We start from the raw sequence: 18,901 nt of genomic DNA, 5'->3' as shown, positions 1-18,901 counted from the left end.
TATGGGAAATCATCGCTTCCTTCCAAAAGTCGCGGCCGTGGGCCTTTTGGGCCTGTTCACGGTGCCCGGCAGCTTTGCCACGCTCTCAGAGCGCGCGCGGCCCAACATTATTCTCATCATAGCTGACGACCTCGGGATGGGCGATTTGGGATGTTACGGCGCAAAGGATATTTCATCCCCGAATATCGACCAAGTCGCGAATAATGGGGTCCGTTTCGATAGAAACTACGCCTATCCTGTTTGCTCGCCTTCACGCGCGTCGATGCTGACAGGAAAATTTCCTGAACAACTAGGCATATCATCCGCATTAATGGGAGAGGGTGGTCTGGCGGTCGGCACTCAAACCATGGCCCATCGCTTCAAGGCCGCAGGATATCGCACGGCACTGATTGGTAAATGGCATCTTGGATATGATTTGGCGCGCGGACCCAATCGGATGGGCTTTGACCGATTCTTCGGGTTTCGCGGAGGCAAGATCGATTATTTCACGCATCGCGACACGGCGCAAAAGGACGACCTAGGAAATCCACTGGGCAAACACGACCTCTGGAGAGACGAACTCGAAGTTCATCGGGATGGGAGTTACACCACCCAGTTGTTCACCTCGGAAGCGGTGAACTTCATCAGGGAACAAATAGGAGATCCGTTTTTTCTTACGCTGGCCTACAATGCTCCCCACTACGCCAGGCCCGGTGTGCTGCAGGCGCCCGACGACTACATCAGGAAATTTGCGGTCAATCCCGCGAAGCCCACCAGCCGCGAGATTTATCGGGCAATGGTGTCGTGTATGGACGATGGCGTGGGAGAAATATTGGCCGCTCTAAAAGAACGGGGATTGACCGAGAAAACGCTGGTAATCTTTGCGTCGGACAATGGTTCCGATCCCAAAAGTGGCGGATCGAACGGCGTGTTGCGCGAAGGCAAGTGGAGCGTCTACGAAGGAGGCATTCGAGTTCCTTTGATGGCTATCTGGCCGGGAAAGATTGCTCCCAGTGTGCAAGATGCCGTCCTGCATTGTGCGGATTTACTGCCGACGCTTTTGAGCGCGGCTGGTATTCCGCATACACGAGGTGAGTTCAGCGGAGTGGACGCGTGGGCGACATTCTTGAACCAAGAACCGACCGCCACGCGAACGCTCATGTTTCAGTTTAGAAACTCGCGCGCAGTAATCGACGGAAAGTGGAAACTGGTTGCTCCTGTCGACGGTCGTATCACGGGAAGGCTTTATGATGTAAGTGCGGATCCTGCGGAAAGCGTTGATCGGTCCTTAGAATATCCCGATGTCGCGGCAAAACTCTCAAAATTGTTACCTCCATGATTTTGTCCGCTTATAACGTACATCGGTCCAACCGCCGCCTCTTGCCATTTTTTTCTGTGGCCGTGGCGCTCCTGCTCTCCTCGGGACAGGCAGCGCTTAAGCTCGCTCCGGTATTTGGGGACCATGCGGTGCTTCAGCGCGATCAAGTGTTGAATATCTGGGGCATCGCCGATCCCGGCGAGGAGGTGAAGGTTGCCTTTGCTGGACAGGAGAAAAGTTGCTTCGCCGACGAGATGGGGCGCTGGCTGGTGCACCTCGATCCGATGGTGGCCAGCCGTGTGGGTCGTGATCTCGTAGCGACTTCGAATGGAAGTTCCTCCGCGATTCGAGACCTATTGATTGGCGATGTCTGGTTTTGCTCCGGCCAGTCCAACATGGCCCGAACCATTGTTGATCGCTATACGGTCGAAGAAACCGGATCTCCCGATCTCCCGTCGCTTCGTCAGTTCACGGTGCCATACGGATCTTCACTGCACCCTCTGTCGGAGACGTCGGGATTTTGGGAGGTTTGCGCCGCGGACACAATCCGGCGTTTTTCCTCCGTCGGATATTTCTTCGCCCGCGAGATCCACGCGCGCACAGGGGTGCCGATCGGATTGATTCAGTCGGCGGTCGGCGGAACTCGGATCGAAGCGTGGATGCCGGCCGAAGCGCTGGCCGCCGACAAATTCATGCCGATCCGCGATGCCTGGTCCAGGCATATCGAACAGCTTCCCGCGTCGCTCGCGGAGTTCGAGATCGCAGCAAATAAATGGGCAGAGACTTCCGAAGCGGCAGCGGCGGAGGGGAAGGCTTATTCCGTGCGCAGACCGCTTCGCCCGGAAGGAAACGAATCGAAGCACGCGCTTTCCTGTCTCTATAATGCGATGGTGAATCCGCTCACAGACTACCGGATTCGCGGCATCTTGTGGTATCAAGGGGAATATAACACCCGGCAGCCCGACGGCTACGCGGAGTTGTTCGCCTCGCTCATTGCCTCCTGGCGACATGCGTTCAAAAGCGAGCTGCCGTTTTACTGGGTGCAGCTTGCCAATCACGAAAGGGAAGGGGATGCGCCTTTTAGCTGGGCTAAAATCAGGGACGCACAGACCCAAGCGTTGTCGCTTCCGCACACCGGCCAGGCGGTGACAATCGACATCGGGGAACCGGATGACATTCATCCACGAAACAAATGGGATGTCGGGGGACGCCTTGCGCGAATCGCCTTGGTGGAGGTCTATGGCGAGTCGTTGGTTTCTCGTGGCCCGAATTTCATGGCGGCCAGGCGGGATGGCGCGGCTATTCGCGTGCTCTTTGCCGACGCCGCAGGGCTGCATGTGCGGGGCGGATCCATCGATGCATTTGAAATTGCCGGAGCAGACGGAATTTTCCATCCGGCAAAGGTGAAGCTGGCGGGTTCGGAAGTGATTGTTTCCAGCCCTCAAGTCACCGCGCCATCGGCCGTTCGCTATGCGTGGAGCAATTCCCCGCGTGCCACTCTCTATAACCAAGCCGGCCTTCCGGCTGTTCCGTTTACCTTCGCATTTTGATCATGCTCACGCCTCAGAATAACGCGCTCCGCCAGGCCATCAACCTTGATGGCATTTGGGAGCTTTCGCTTGATGGCGCGAGCGCAGGGACGACGACTTTCGTGCGCGATCGCTTTGTGGCGGTTCCGGGGAGCTTGGAGGAGCTCTATTGCGAATCGTGGTGGACCGGAGGCGAACGTGACGTGTGCTATCGCACCTTTTTCGAGTTGCCTTCAGCACCTTTGGAAAGGACGTGGAGCGTTTGGTTTGGCGCGGCGAATTATCGTGCGGAGGTTTGGGTCAATGGCATCAAACTGGGCGAACACGCGACGGGCTACACCCCCTTTGAGTTTCCGCTGCCGGCGTCGATTGGTGCCGGTGAACGGGTCGAGATGAGGGTGCGCGTTTCGCAAAAACTGTCCGCTGACACCATCCCCATGGGGAATCTTCGGAACAGTGGCGGCGCGGGGCAGTTCGCCGGGCAGTATCCCGATGTGCCTTTCGACTTCTTTCCGTTCGTCGGGATTCACCGCTCTGTGCAACTTGTGGGAGTCTCTTCACGGGCCGTGCTCAGTTCTGCTCGGTTGGAGCCGACGGTGAGTGTCGGCACGACGGGACTATTGAATGTGCGAGGCAATGTATCCGGCGAATCGACACGGGTAGAATGTGTGATCCCTGAACTCGCGTGGTGCGAAAGTGCCATTGTTTCAAACGGTCAGTTCCAAGTGCAGGCGACATTTCCTTCGGTGGAGCGGTGGGACGTAAACCGACCCCGACTTTATATTGTTCGTTTTACAGTGTTCGATTTAACCAATGGCGCGGTCGATACCTATGTCCGAAAAATCGGGTTCCGTGAAGTGCGCGTCGTAGGCGCTGAACTTCACCTGAACGGTCGTGCGGTGAGACTCAATGGATTCGGCAGGCATGAGGATTTTGCAGTGCTCGGGAAAAGCTACAACACGGCTGTCGCAATCCGTGATTTTGCGTTGATGCGGTGGACCGGGGCAAACTCGTTCCGCACTTCACATTATCCTTACGCCGAGGAAACGCTCGACCTTGCTGATGAGTTGGGCGTCCTCGTCATCGCGGAGACGCCGGCGGTTTCGATCAATTTCGAACACACGACCGAGCAAACATTAGGCACGCATTTGCGCTGCGTGGAAGAACTGATCGCGCGTGACCATCATCATCCTTGCGTTGTCTTATGGTCGGTGGCCAACGAGTCCTTGTCGACACATCCGCGGGCGAGGCCATACTTTGAGCGGGTAACCAAGCGGGCGAGAGAGCTGGATTGCACGCGGCCGTTGATCGGAGTGACGTGTCACGGCGCGGCGGATACCACCCTCGATCTTTATGATATGATCGGGATGAATCTTTATCCCGGTTGGTATGAGTATCCGGGGCAACTGGACGTCGCGGAACGCGAGTTTGTCCGCATCATGGACGAGGTTCACGCAGTGTTTCCGGGCCCGATAATGATCACGGAAACCGGAGCCGATGCCATTGCGGGGTTTCACAGTTTGCCGGCGCGGCAATGGTCCGAGGAATATCAGGCTGAATTGATCGAGCGTTTGCTCAAACGAGGCCGCTCATTGCCCTACCTCGTTGGCGAGCACATCTGGAACTTTGCGGATTTCGCGACGGCCCAGAACTTCCCTCGCGCGCTGGGAAATCGCAAGGGCGTCTTTACCCGTGACCGTCAGCCGAAATTTGCCGCCCACTGGCTCCGCCGTTGGTGGCACGAACAAAGCTAATTGCTCCAACCAATCAACCCCACCTCATGATCCACGCCAACGCTTGCAGTTTCCTTCTCTCTCCAAACACGCTTTCGCACGGGGAGGCCGTGTCATGAGTGAGGCTCAGTGGTTCGTCAGCGAGGTCCAGCCTCACGAGCGAACTCTGCGCACCTATTTGCGTGGATCGTTTCCCTCGGTGCGAGACGTGGATGATGTTGTTCAAGAGTCTTACTTCCGGCTGCTCCGCGCCCGCACGACGAGGCCGATCCCATCGGCCCGGGCCTACTTGTTCCGTGTGGCGCGTAATTACGCCATCGATATCGTGCGGCGCGATCGCATATCCCCGATCGATCCGGTCGATGATCTGGCTACAGTATCGGCGCTCGAGGAACGGACCACCACCGCTGAATTGTTGACGCGTGAGGAAAAGTCCCACCTATTGGGTGAAGCGCTTGCGGCCCTGCCAGGAAAATGCCGCGAAATTGTTTTTCTTCATAAAATCAAAGGATACTCCCAACGAGCAGTAGCGGCACAACTCGGTCTTTCGGAAAAAACGGTGGCCAATCAAATTGGCCACGGGATCAGGCGCTGCGAGCAGTATTTGCGTCGAAAAGGCATCGAGTTTTTCTGACCTATGAATGACGGCCGCCCAGTGTCTTCGAGCGAAGAGCGGGGCGGAAAGAACGCCAAGCTTCACCCGCTTGATTGGCCTGAGATTGCGGGAGCGCAGCTCGAAGTTGAGCGCGCCATGCGGTCCGGTCTGAGCAGACGAAGAATTCGGACGGCGTCTTTTTTAATCATGGCGGCCTTATGCTTCGTGGCAGTGTTATGGATCCATCGCCCTCCTGAACCGGTGTCCACGGTTCCCACAATCAAGATAATGGCCCAGGAGCAGTTGATGGACGATGGCAGTTTGGTGGAACTGGACGAAACCGCGGAAGTGGAGGTCGATTTTACGACTGAAACTCGACGCGTGCTGCTGAAAGGAGGGAAGGCGCATTTCTCCGTCGCCAGGAATCCGAGCCGGCCGTTCATCGTCATCGCCAACGGCGTGGAGGTTCGCGCGGTTGGAACCGCTTTTGTGGTGGAGGCCGGGGGGCGCACCAGGGTTCTTGTGACCGAAGGCAGGGTTTCGGTGACAGCAAAAGGAACGAGCCCGATCGAGCCAGTTTCCTTGGAGAAGGGGCAGAGCATCACGATCACACACTCCGCCGAATCGGTGGTGTTGGGAGAGGTAAGAAATGTTTCGCCGGCTGAACAAAACCTTGAGGCTGTCTGGCGGGTTCCGCTCATCGAGCTTGATCGAACCGCGCTGGCGCGCGTTTTGCCTGTTATCGAGAAATACTCCCGGCTTCGCCTCCTGGTCGAGGATCCCACAATTCTGGAATTAAAACTAAGTGGAAGCATACGTGCGACCAACGTATCGGCGCTCCTGAAAATTCTGCATTCCTCCTACGGAATTCATGCTCGGCCACAGCCCGATGGATCAATGCTTTTGACGCGTGAAAAATAGCATAAGGCGAATGGGAAAATTCCCGTTTTCTTTTGGGTAGTCGAGGCGTGGGGTTCGTCTTGTTTTATGATGCCCCCAATATGCCCCATATCCCGCATGTCCTCACTTCCTGGTCTCAGGCGTTCTGCTGTGTTCGTCTTGGCTCTCGTGACCGGTGTTCTCGCTTTCGCACAGGTCACGCCAGGTGCTAAAAAGAACTTCAATTTGCCCGCTGCTGAAGCGGCGAAGTCCCTCCGCGCATTCTCTGCCCAATCGGGTCGTGAAGTCATCTTCGGCGCTTCGACGACCGAGGGGGTAATACTCAAGTCAGTTTCCGGAAATCTGACCGATGCCGAAGCCTTGAGCCGACTTCTGGCCGGTTCGCCCCTGATTTCAACCGAAGACAGTCAGAGCGGCGCTATTCTCATCAATCGGGATGCCGTAGCTCCTCCGCCCGCGCAGCCGGCTCCGTCTGGAGCCGGTGATAAGGGCGCAAATCCCGAAGCATCGAGTAGAGATAGCACGATCGAATTGTCACCGTTCGTGGTGCGCGCAGATCGCGATACCGGTTATGCGGCATCTCAAACGCTTGCGGGAACGCGCATTTCTTCGGACATCAAGAATGTTGCCTCGCAGGTCACGGTGATGACTGCCGAATTTCTGGACGATATCGCCGCAACCACGCTCGAGGATGCCCAGCTTTACTCACTCAACGTTGAAAACAAGCAGGAGTATAACAGCGATGCGAAAGTGGACAGCCTCGCCGGAAACGAAGATCTCACCGGCGCCCAACGGGTGCGGGGACTGGCAAACGCCACCAATACTCGGGATTTTTTTGGGACTTTTTTCGCACTCGATTCCTATAACAGCGAACGATTCACCTTCAATAGCGGTCCGAATGCCATCCTCTTCGGTCTTGGCTCGCCGGGCGGAATAATCGACCAGAGCCTGAAGCGTGCGCGTTTCGCTGATTCGACTCAGGTAAAAACACGCGTTGATAGCTATGACGGCTATCGCGGTAGTTTGGATGTTAACCGCAATCTTATCCCGGGTGTGTTGGCGCTGCGCGGCAGCTTCGTTTACGACCACCAAGAGTCTTGGCGCAAGCCATCGCGTGATAACCAACGGCGCCAGTATTTGACGGCAACCTATCGCCCTTTCCAGAAGACGATGTTTCGCGCGTCATTTGAGAATATCCGACGCGAAGCTTCAATGCCTCGGAATACCCTGATCCGTGACTACGTGACACCATACCTCGCTTGGCGGGATCAACGTATGAAAGATCTGGGCATCTCTGATCCCTTGGACCCACGTTTGTATTGGGCAACCACCGCGCAATTGAATCCGGGGGAACCCGCATTCACTTTGGGAGGAACTTCGCCTTTCATCAATCACGGCGCAACGCAGGTCTTTTTGACCACCGGCCAGTATGATCCTGCGACCCCGGCTGCTTCGTTGCTTAATCGCATTACTGGCACTGTTTCCGCGTCCAATCCCATTGGCACAGTGGCCCGCGCGCGAGGTCCTCACGAATTCGTTTCGTCGCCGGACAATTTCAACTACAGCCTCACCGACGAATCGATCTTTCCCTACGATATCAATCCTGGTGGCTTGGGCACCGATAACCGTCAGCGTGGAACCATCTATAACCTCGCGCTGGAACAGCAGATCACATCCAACTTATTCGTCGAAGCGGCCTATCAGCATGAACAATACAATCAGCAGTTCATCGATTGGCTGCGGGGCCTTGATCAGAATCTCCGCATTGATGTAAATCGATATCTGCCGAACGTCGTTGATGCCAGCGGCAGGCCGGTGCTTAATCCCAATCGCGGAAAATATTACATCGAGAGCTGGGGACGCGGCAATTTGAGAACCGGCAGCTCGGATCAAGCCCGGCTCACCGCCTCCTATAAACTGGATTTTTCGAAACGCACGGGATGGACGCGATGGATCGGGACGCACAACTTTGCGGCGCTCACCGACTACAGCAATCGCACGGCACGATCGCAGAACCAGCGAACCATGCTGTATTCGAACAGTCCTGATGTAAATATCCGCAATCCAAACACTCGTGCTGATCGCGAAGTTTTGCACCGTGTTTACCTTGATACCCCGGGAACCGGAGGCATTTCCTACTACGACGCCTCCACCGATGTCACCGGTCTCTACCAGCAGTCTTACGGGACCGCGCAAAATGCGACGGTGGAGTTGCGCCCGACAGACCTCGATCTGGGTGTTCGCGCGGCTGGTAGTGTCGAGCGCGTCGAGACCCGTGGAATTGTTTTTGCGCTCCAAAGTCTCTTTTGGAATGATCGCATTATCACAACCTACGGAAGAAGGACCGACGACTATCGCTCGGTCGCCGTTGCCAGCCCTTCCATCGGAGCTGCAAATCCGGCGCTGGCCAGCCAGTGGTATGGCACAAACTTTCTTGATGTTTCGAGGATAGATACGCCTTCGCTCGATGGTCCGCTCAACATCGACAACTCCGGCACGAAAGAAACTCGCGGTCTTGTGTTTCGCCCCTTCAATCTTGTGTCTCTTCACTACAACGAGTCTTCCAATCGTTCAGCCGGTTCACCTGGTCGAAATCCGAATGGTGGGTTCCAAGAGTCATCTGCTGGCGATGGCAAAGACTATGGCTTTACGCTCGATCTCTTTCGTTCACGAATGTTCCTGAAGTTCAATTGGTATGAGAATGCTCAGTCGCGCAATCCCTCGGCTGAATTCGATGCGGTGCGTCTGCGATTTAACACGCTGGAACTTCGGTTGGAGCAACTGGCTCTCGAAAACCCCCAGGTTGGATTTGCACCTTCCTCGACCTGGGATTCCGACGTGTTCCTGTCATCCACTCCCGTTCTTTCCGATTTCAGCGCCGAGGGCCTGGAAATTACGATGACTGCAAACCCGACTCCCAACTGGCGGGTCTCTCTAACGGCTGCAAAATCGGAATCTTCAGAGACGAATATCGCTCAGGAATGGTTCAGCTATTACGATGCGCGGTCGGCCGAGTATGCCAAATTTGCGAACTATGCCTATCAGGTCGGTGGCAATGTCTCGCAAGGAGATGAAACCGTGCAAAGTTGGGTAAATCGGGAAATCTTCTTCAACCTGCTTGATCGGGCGCAACTTCTCGATGGTCGCGCCTCTCTCGGCGTTCGCAAGTGGCGCCTGAACTTCGTTACGAATTATACATTTACGCGGTCATTGCTGAAAAATGTCGGAGTTGGCGGTGCTGTGCGTTGGCGTGACAAGGCCGTTGTTGGCTTCCCTTTGACAACGCGCGCGGACGGATCACGGGTTCAAGACATTGACCGTCCATTTTATGACGACGGCCTGATCGACTACGACGGCTGGATTTCCTACAAGTTCAAATTTGGCTCGAAAATTCGTGCCCGTGTTCAACTGAACGTTCGCAATATTTTTGATTCTCGCGACCTGCTCGTGCAGGCGACGGACACCCAAGGCGTGGATCGGCTATTTACGGTTCAGCCGCCGCGGCAGTTCATCTTCTCGACGACCTTCGATTTCTAAGGTCTCAAAAAGGCTGCAACGTCGGTGAGGGAACAGGCCTCACCGACGTCGAGTTGCATGCCCAAGTATCCGCAAGAGCCGCATGCCCTGCATGCCCGGGCCCGCTGCGCCTGCCACCGGCCGACAGCAACCTGAAAATTATACCCCCCCAACCATGAACACGCTTCTTCATATCTGCCGCACCTGCGCATTGCTGACCGGTCGTCTTCTTTCTGTATTTGGTTTTGCGGTCGTCATTTTGGCAACACCTCTGGCACTTGGCCAGACGCCGCCTCCCGACAAGACCTTTGCCGATCAGACTGCTTGGTGGGCGGACGGTGCCTATCATGTGATCAAGGTTACAAACCTTAACACCGACACCAGTGCGGGCAGTTGGCGTTGGGCCCTCGCTGAGGCAAAGTCCATGCCCGCGGCGGAGAACAAGATCATCCTATTTGAAGTCGGGGGGAAAATCGATTTCAGCAACAACACTGATATTGCTCAGGCTCGCATTCGCATCGCCGATCTCAAGAACACCTACATCGCCGGTGAAAGTGCCCCTTCTCCCGGCATCAGTATCGTAGGTGTTTCGCATAGCTTCCGGCGGTGCGAACAGGTCATCTTTCGGCACATTCGTTTTCGACTGGGTTTGCCTCTAGCCCTGAAAGGCTCCGGCGAATACGGGAACAGTGATCTCCCGGCCTACGGGGATGTAATCTCCATCGAAGGTGAACGGAACTCCAACGGAGCCGACCGCGACACCGCCTCGAGCAATAACCTGGCCAACGATGGAGTCTTGTTCGATCACTGCGAGTTCTCCTGGGGCCTTGATGAGACGATTCAGATTTGGTATCAGCCCAATCGGAACATCTCATTCGTCAATTGTTTCATCTACGACGGCTTTCGCTACGCTCAGTTCGGGTGGCGTCATCCTGATTCTGCGCCAAACGGCGACGACAGCAGCGGGCACTCCATGGGCATGATTCTGGCCACCGGTGCGCATGATGAAAACGGCGTGGTGAACGAGCTCACGGGCGGCAACAAGCGCATCGATATTCAGCACTCAGTCTTCGGAAACTTCCAGCAGCGTGCGCCCTGGCTCAACAAGGGCAATGGCGTGCTTCTCAACGGCAACCTGATGTTCCACGGCAGTCAGTATGCGATTACCCTGCAGGGACCCGCCACAAATGAGTTCAACAGCTACTATAATTTCGTCGATAATTTAGGCATTCGGACGAATTCCGTCCTGGGAGGTGATGTCCTCAAGTTCGGATATTGGTGGGTTACTCCTGGTCCTGGCTCCATGATTTTCAATGACGGCAACTTGGGTCTGGAAAGTCCTGCCACCGCCCCCGGGCGCCTGGACGATCTTGGACCGCGCACCTCGGGTTGGCATCTGCGAGCCACGGTGCCCGAAGTGCCGGAAGATCTCTTCGAAGACTCCCTGGTTTCGCAAATGACTCCGGCGGGCTTCGCTCGTTGGACCGGCATCAACGCCGATCAGAGGCTTGCCTATCTGCACACTCATTCGGGCGCGCGCCCGGCAGACCTGTCCGGAGGGGTGCGGGTTGACCCTGTCTCGCAGGCGTTTGTCACGGAGGTCGCGAACCGGACCGGCACCTTCAAGGATGGGCCGCCGTCCAGCTACCCCTTGTCTTCCAATACGCGAGTGATCGCGGATTCAGAGTGGAATACACCCACTGCGCTTGAGAGTTCCATCGCTCAGTGGCGAGCCTCGGTTGAGGATGTTGTTCCTCCGCCCGGTGGCGGCGACGCCACGCCACCAAGTGTCCCGAGCGGGCTTTCGGATTCCGGCCACGCTCCCTCGTCCTTTGTGGTGTCGTGGAATGCATCCACCGACAACGTGAACACCGTCGGCTACGAAGTTTTCGTTGATGACGCCCCGCGCTACTCAAGCATTTCGCCGACCATAACGGTGAGCGGTCTTTCCCCTGATACGACTTATGCGGTGAAGGTGCGCGCCAGAGATGCGGCCGGCAACTGGTCCGGATTCAGCAGCACACTCAACGTCACCACGCTCGCTGTCTCCACGGTTGGAGCGAATATTATCAGCGTCAGTTTGACCGACGTGGCGAACGCTCTCGTCGGCTCAGATGTTGCAGGCGCGGTGCCGTCGGCGAACTGGAATAATTCCACGGAAGCGAACCAGACGTTGGTAAATGTAAACGCCGGCAATGGGGCTCCGACCACCGCGGACTTTGTGTTTTCGCAGACTGCCTTTTATTACAGCAATGATACGGTGGGAAGCTCCCCGGATGTTAAATTGATGCGCGGACAAAGAGGCTCGCCCGACAATGCGCAGCAAACGGCGACAGTCGCGCAGGTGCCATTTTCTTCCTACGACGTGTATGTTTACTGGGGCGGACGCGCTTCCACGCGGTCCGTTCCCCTCACCATGGCGATCAGCTTCCGCCTTTGGGACGGAAGTGCCTGGGTCACCAATGAGACGAAGTTTATCAGGGATACGAATCGCACTTGGGATGGCAGCTATAATGAGTCGACGGCGACCACCGCGGCTTCCGCCGTCGATGGGCAAGAATATGTGGTATTTCGCAATGTCACGGCCTCAACCTTTCTCATTCATGCCGGAGCCGATATTCGAGCCGGGATCAGCGGCATTCAAATTGTAGAAAGTTCATCCACGACGCCAGCTGACAACACTCCGCCGAGTGCGCCCGGTGGTCTTACCGCGACGGGCGTGACCGCCACATCATTTTCACTTTCTTGGAACGCCTCGATCGACGACACGGGCGTGTCTGGGTATGAGGTGACGGTGAACGGCGTCGCCAGGCCCGTCGTTGCCGGAACCAGCACCACCGTGAGTGGCTTGTCCCCAAGTTCGACCTATAACGTCACTGTTCGCGCTCGCGACGTGGCTGGTAATTGGTCGCCGTTGAGTGCGGCGATCGACGTGACTACCTCGGCGCCACCGAGCGGCGGTGAGAATGGGCGCGTCCTGAGCATCAATATGACAGGCCCCACCGGGGAATTGTCTCCGACGGACATCGCTGGCGTGGTGCCGGCAGCGAATTGGAATAACTCGATTCAGGCAAATCAGGCATTGGCCGACATTATTGATAGCACGGGATCCGCAACCACGGCGGATTTCGCATCAACGCAGACAGACTTCGCCTACGACAACGATACCCAGGGAACGTCGCCAGATGTTAAGATGATGCGCGGCCAGCGCAGCAATCCGAGCCAGAGCAGTCAGACCGCCACGGTTTCTCAAATTCGCTATTCAACCTACGACGTCTATGTCTATTGGGGTGGACGGGCATCCACGCGGTCGGTTCCGCTCACCATGGCGATCAATTTCCGGCTTTGGAATGGAAGCGCTTGGGCCATCAGTGAAACCAAATATCTCCGAGATAACAATCGCGTCTGGGATGGCATTTATAACGAGTCAACCGCATCCACCGCCGCAGAGGCAGTGGATGGCAAGGAGTATGCCGTTTTCCGGAACGTAACCGCTTCCACATTCTCAATTCTTTCTTCCTCGGATATTCGTGCCGGCATCAGTGGCATTCAGATCGTCGAGCAGGTGGAGACCCCGGCGGAGAGTGCACCTGTCTTTACCAGCGCCTCATCGTCGGGCGGAGTTTTTGGAGTTCCGTTCACCTACCTGATAACGGCTGCAGGCAATCCGACGAGCTTTGCGGCCACTGGCCTGCCGCCTGGTCTCAGCCTTGATTCGGTGACGGGAACTATTTCGGGTGTGCCCCTGAGCACGGGGATATTCAATGTTGCACTAAGCGCATCAAATTCGACCGGAACAGGCACGGCGTCCCTTGCAATCCAAGTCGGCAGCGCGGCGCAATCGATCAATTTCCCCAATCCAGGAAACAAAACTTATGGAGCGGCCCCATTCCTTCTTGGAGCCGTGGCGAGCTCCGGACTGCCGGTGGTTTATTCGGTCGTCAGTGGGCCGGGTGTCGTCAATGGTGATATGCTGACGATTATGGGTGCGGGTTCGATTACTGTTCTCGCTTCGCAAGCTGGAGGTTCGAATCATCTGCCCGCGGCTCCAGTTGAGATTTCTTTCGCCGTCAATCAGGCGGAACAGGTTATCACTTTCTCAAGTCCGGGAACAAAGGTTTACGGGACGACTCCATTCGCGCTTGGGGCAGTTTCGAGTTCTGGTTTGCCCGTTTCATATTCGATCGTCAGCGGACCGGCCGAGCTGGCAGGAAGCGTGATAACACTTACCGGAGTTGGCCTCGTGACAGTCGCGGCGACACAATCTGGTGATGCCAACCATCTGGAGGCTGAGCCAGTGTCGGTATCCTTTGATGTCGCGCCAGCCTCCGCGCAGATCGAGCTGACAAACTTATGGCAGCTTTACGACGGACAATCGCGTTCCGTCACGGCCACAACCGTCCCCGAGGGTTTGGCCGTTGACCTCACGTATGACGGCTCTCTCGCTGAGCCGATCTATCCGAAATCGTATGAGGTTGCCGCGGTCGTAGCGGACCCGAACTACAGTGGTTCGGCAAATGCAACCTTGGTGGTCGCCGCGGCCGTAACAGTTCGACACGCCCCGACACTGAACGGCGCGGTCGAAGGCTCCGTCCAAATTCTATCGCCGGAGTCTCTTACCCTTAACGGCAGTGCTGCGGTCGTTGGAGATGTGCTTATACCAGGCACGCCTACGGTGCGCTTGAACGGCCAGCCATTGTTGGGCGCGACAATTGATGGTCCGGGGGCGGCCGATCCCTTGAACCATACGGTCACCCTTAATGGGAGAAGTCGTTTGAGTCAGCTTGTGCGCCGGATAGACCCGTCATCTTTGACCTCCGTTGAGTTGCCTCCGTTGCCGGCGGGAACACGCAACGTTGTGCTCAACAATTCAAGTCAGGACATCGGTGACTTTGCGACCCTGTGCGATCTCACGCTTAATGGTGACTCCGGGCTTCGTGCGATTCCGCCGGGCACTTACGGAGCATTCACGGCGAACGGCCATAACGGCCTGATCTTGGGTGTCGATGGCTCCACCGAGCCCACGCTTTATCATCTGCAAAGTCTCACGCTCAACGGCCAGAGCAGTCTGAAAATCGTCGGCCCAGTGGTGCTTACGCTGGCGAATGGCCCGACGTTGAACGGGAACGTCGGCAAAGAAGGCGCACCCGAGTGGTTGATACTTCGGATAGCATCGGGATCACTCACTTTGAACGGTGGTGTGACCCTGAACGGACTCGTCGATGTCCCCAATGGGACGGTTACGATTAACGGAAACTCCACACTCACAGGAATCGTGCACAGTGACCGCCTTGTCATCAACGGCAACGGCCGACTGATTGCTGAAGGCCTTTGACGCCACAACAGATACGGAACGATAGAAACGCGCATCACGCCCTCCAATTTGTCGGCGCACTCCCAACCCTCTGCAGGAGATTCGAAGGTTTCGTTCCGCGAACGTGTCGGCATTGGCCTCGGCGACGGCGCAGCCATCGCGTCCTCGGGGTCGCTTAATGTTTTGGTGTATCCCATCTACAATGTGGTCCTTGGCGTCAGCCCGTCATTGATCAGCATTGTTGTGTTCATTCAGCGGGCGTTCGATGCGATCACGGATCCGTTGGTCGGACAGTTTTCCGATAAGCTTAGAACGAGGTGGGGACGAAGAAAGCCGCTGATAGCGATGTCTCTGCCGTTTCTCCTGGTGTTTAGCGTAGCCCTCTGGTGGTTCCCCAGAGGTTTGAGTGAAATGGGTTTCTTCTGGTGGCTGCTCATCGTATCGCTGCTTTTTTATACCGCGCACACTTTCTACAGCGTGCCTGTGTGGGCCCTGCGAATGGAAGCGACCGACGACTATCACGAGCGAACGCGGGTGGCCGCCACCGTGCAGATCGTTGCTTATATCGGAAGTCTCGGGTTGCAGTGGTTGTTTCCATTGGTGCAGTCCAGCATTTTTCCCGATGTGGTGACCGGCCTTCGCACCACCACGCTCTTGTGGAGTATTTTCTTCGTGATCGTGGGCCTAGCGCCGCTCTTTTGGGTTAGAGAGCGGATCCTTCCGGTCGATGAAAAAAAGCCTGTAAAGGTTGGTTGGTCTCAAAGTTGGCGCATACTCCGTAGCAATACCGCTTTCATGATCCTGCTCTCGATGAGGTTCATCTGGAGCTTTTGCTACCTCGTGGTCGCGACGTTCAACATCTATATGAACATCTATATGGTCTATGGTGGCGATGTGAAGGCATCGGCGATGATGCAGGGTTGGATTGGTTCTGCTTTTCAGGTGGCGGTCATCGGGTCGGTTTTTATTTACCGCAAGCTTGCAATAACAATCGGCAAGAGGAATTCGCTGTGCGCGGCGGGAGGGGCGCTCATTATTGGGTGCATTTTAAAATTGTTCGTCTACCAGCCATCGATGCCTTGGCTGCAGGTTCTCGTCCCATTTTTCAATGGACTGTCGCTCGGAGGCATAATGTTGGTGGGAAATTCAATGCTAGCCGACGTTGCCGCTTACGATGAATATGTTACCGGACAGAGACGCGCGGCGCTGTTCGCGGGTTTGCTCGCGTGGTGCGACAAGTTCGGCAATTCCATCGGCACTCTGCTCTCCGGGTTTATTTTGGTGTGGATCGGATTCGATGCGAAGATCCTGAACGGGGTTCAATCAACCGGCACGTTGAATCTGATGCAGGGGCTGTATGCGGGGATACCCTGTATCGGAGCCGTCGTTGCCATCTTGCTGGCGCTGCGGTATCCTCTAAGCAAGGAGATGGTTAATGAAGTGAAACTCGAACTGAACCGTCGTAAGCTCGAGGCGACCGCGTAGCTTCCGATCCAGCTGAATCGCGGCAACGGGGCTGCGTTGGTAGCAAGGTGGGCGTAGGGGTGAGCGGCAAAGATTTGCCGACGGACGTTTGGCAGAAGGGGACAGACGCACTTCACGCTAAACAATGTGCAAGTATTCACCACGCATTGTTTCCTTGGGTAGGCCGGGCCAGCCATTCGTCTACTATAGGTAGACGATCGATACCCCCGTTGCCGTGACTGATTGGTTTTGGTCACAGCGACAGTCTTACGGTCCGCTGCGGCAGGGAACTCCTAGCCATTCAAGCCCCCCTGCTAGGCGTAGTCAAACTACCCCATACCCCATGAATACCTCCACGTGCCGGATTACCCCGAGCTTGGTCCAAAGCTGTCGCGCGTTGCAAATTGCGGCGCTTTTCATCCTCGCGTTCATCCCGTCCGTCATTCGTGCCCAGATTGAGCCTCCACCGGCAAAGACATTTGCCGATATTGGCAATTGGTGGGCAGCCGGCACCTACAACGTTATTAAGGTGACCAATCTGAACACCGACACCAGCGCCGGCAGTTGGAGGTGGGCTCTAGCCGAGGCCGCCTCTATGCCCGCGGCCGAGAACAAGATTATACTGTTCGAGGTGGGCGGCTTGATTGATTTCAGCAACAACACTGATTTGGCCCAGGGTCGCATCAGAATTGCTGACCTCGCGAACACTTACATCGCGGGCGAAAGTGCGCCTTCCCCCGGCATCACAATCATGGGTGCCTCCCACAGCTTTCGTCGGACCAATCGATTGCTGTTTCGACATATCCGATTCAGGCTCGGTCTTCCATTGGCGCTCAAGGGCGCCGGTGAATACGGAAATGGCAACTTGGGCGCGTATGGGGATGCGCTTTCCATCGAAGGGCCGCGAAATAACAACGGCACCGACCGTGACGCAGACGTGAGCAACAATATTGCCAACGACGGCCTGGCTTTCGAAAACTGCGAGTTCTCGTGGGGCCTCGATGAGACGATCCAGATCTGGTATCAGCCCAATCGTAATCTTACCTTCTTGCGTTGCATGTTTTACGACGGATTTCGATATGCAGCCTATGGTTGGAGACATCCCGACACCAATCCTGACGGCGACGATCCCTCGGGCCACGCCATGGGCATGATCCTGTCCAATGGCGCGCATGACGAAACCGGTGCAATCAATGACGTGACCGGCGGAATCAAGCGGATTGATATCCAACACTCGATTTTCGGCAATTTTCAGCAACGTGCTCCATGGCTCAGCAAAGGGAATGGAATGCTTTTGAACGGCAATCTCATCTTTCACGGGACGCACTACGGCATTACCGTCGTGGGAGCGAACACCACGGACCACAATAGCTTTCTGAACATCGTGGATAATCTGGGCATGCGCACCAATAACATTGTCGGTGGCCAACTTTACTTCGGCTACTGGTGGCTTTCTCCAGGTCCTGATTCAATGATCTATGCCGACGGCAATGCAGGCATGGAGAGCCCTGCGACATCGCCCAATCAACCTGCCGATTTGGGGCCCCGCACCACGGGATGGTTTCCGCGTGGGTCCATTGTGGTGCCAGATGCATTGTTCGAAAACTCTCTCGTCACACAATCCACTCCGACAGGTTTCACCCGGTGGACAGGTATCACCGCAGACCAACGATTTGATTATCTCAGGGCTAATGCGGGTGCTCGTCCAACCGACCTCGTGGCCGGCGAGCGCGTTGATTCTGTGAGCCAAGCGTTCCTGGTCGAGGTCGCGAATAAAGTTGGCACCTACAAAAGCGGGCCTCCTGCAGGATATTCGCTTTCTCCTGCATCCCGTGCGATCTCCAACTCTGCGTGGAATACGGCTACCGCGCTTCAGAACTCTGTCGCTATGTGGCGGAGTGAGGTTGAGCTGTCGCAAATCATCAGTGTGAATCTCTGCGCATCCATTTCTGATGCTACCCTTGCTGCGGATGAAGTTGCGGGAGCGGTGCCTGCAGCGAACTGGGTGAATGCAACCTCGACGAACCAAAGCCCTGCGAACGTTAAGGACAATCGCGGAACGACGACCACTGCTGATGTCGTCTTCACCAATACGAACTCGGGCTACACATTGGCTCTCGCCGGGACCTCCCCGGATGTGAAACTGATGCGGAGTCAGCGCGGAAAAACGAATGCCACAAGCATGTGGGTGACTGTCGATCAAGTGCCGTATGCAACATATGACGTCTACGTGTATTGGGCGGGTCGCGTTGCGACCGAAGCTGTTCCCGCAACCATGACCGTGAATCTGCAGCTTTGGGATGGAAGTGCCTGGGTCACCAATCAGTCAAAATACATCAAGGACGGTGATCATCTTTGGGATGGAACGTATAGTGAATCCTTGGCCATATCCGCGGGCTCGGCGATCGATGGAGAGGAATATGTGGTGTTTCGCGATATCACTTCGGCATCATTTAGGATCCGTGTGTCAGCCGGGATTAACGCTGGCATAACGGGATTTCAAATCGTTCAGCGATAAGATGCGCTGACTGCCAAGTGGGAGTCGGGTAGCGC

9 protein-coding genes are annotated in these 18,901 nt (G+C 56.0%); all 9 read left to right on the top strand.

Annotation, left to right across the window (positions count from 1 at the left end):
• Position 1 precedes the first annotated feature (1 nt).
• The 9 genes from HZA32_20410 (at position 2) to HZA32_20370 (ending at position 18,866) form a co-directional block, all read left to right on the top strand.
• Positions 2–1,318 (top strand): sulfatase-like hydrolase/transferase, encoded by a 1,317-nt coding sequence (locus tag HZA32_20410; GenBank protein MBI5426447.1) that lies wholly within the window; start codon positions 2–4, stop codon positions 1,316–1,318.
• Positions 1,315–2,847, top strand: a complete 1,533-nt coding sequence (locus tag HZA32_20405) for a sialate O-acetylesterase (GenBank protein ID MBI5426446.1) — start codon at positions 1,315–1,317, stop codon at positions 2,845–2,847. Before HZA32_20410 ends, HZA32_20405 begins: the two co-directional genes overlap by 4 nt.
• Positions 2,848–2,849: 2 nt before the next feature.
• On the top strand, positions 2,850–4,580 hold the full coding sequence (locus tag HZA32_20400) for a hypothetical protein (GenBank protein ID MBI5426445.1): 1,731 nt from the start codon (positions 2,850–2,852) through the stop codon (positions 4,578–4,580).
• Positions 4,581–4,674: 94 nt separating this feature from the next.
• Positions 4,675–5,193, top strand: coding sequence for an RNA polymerase sigma factor (locus HZA32_20395; protein MBI5426444.1), 519 nt, complete (start codon positions 4,675–4,677; stop codon positions 5,191–5,193).
• A gap of 3 nt (positions 5,194–5,196) precedes the next feature.
• Positions 5,197–6,075 (top strand): FecR domain-containing protein, encoded by an 879-nt coding sequence (locus HZA32_20390; protein ID MBI5426443.1) that lies wholly within the window; start codon positions 5,197–5,199, stop codon positions 6,073–6,075.
• A 96-nt stretch (positions 6,076–6,171) separates the two neighbouring features.
• Positions 6,172–9,591: a hypothetical protein gene (locus tag HZA32_20385; protein MBI5426442.1), complete on the top strand. Its 3,420-nt coding sequence runs from the start codon at positions 6,172–6,174 to the stop codon at positions 9,589–9,591.
• Positions 9,592–9,745: 154 nt separating this feature from the next.
• Positions 9,746–14,905: a fibronectin type III domain-containing protein gene (locus HZA32_20380; GenBank protein ID MBI5426441.1), complete on the top strand. Its 5,160-nt coding sequence runs from the start codon at positions 9,746–9,748 to the stop codon at positions 14,903–14,905.
• A 48-nt stretch (positions 14,906–14,953) separates the two neighbouring features.
• Positions 14,954–16,369, top strand: a complete 1,416-nt coding sequence (locus tag HZA32_20375; GenBank protein ID MBI5426440.1) for an MFS transporter — start codon at positions 14,954–14,956, stop codon at positions 16,367–16,369.
• 322 nt (positions 16,370–16,691) lie between these two features.
• Positions 16,692–18,866, top strand: coding sequence for a hypothetical protein (locus tag HZA32_20370; GenBank protein MBI5426439.1), 2,175 nt, complete (start codon positions 16,692–16,694; stop codon positions 18,864–18,866).
• The last annotated feature ends 35 nt before the right edge of the window (positions 18,867–18,901 follow it).

Source organism: Opitutia bacterium (assembly GCA_016217545.1).
In the GTDB taxonomy this organism is placed as follows: Bacteria; Verrucomicrobiota; Verrucomicrobiia; order Opitutales; family Opitutaceae; genus Didemnitutus.
This window is presented reverse-complemented; position numbering and strand designations above follow the sequence as displayed.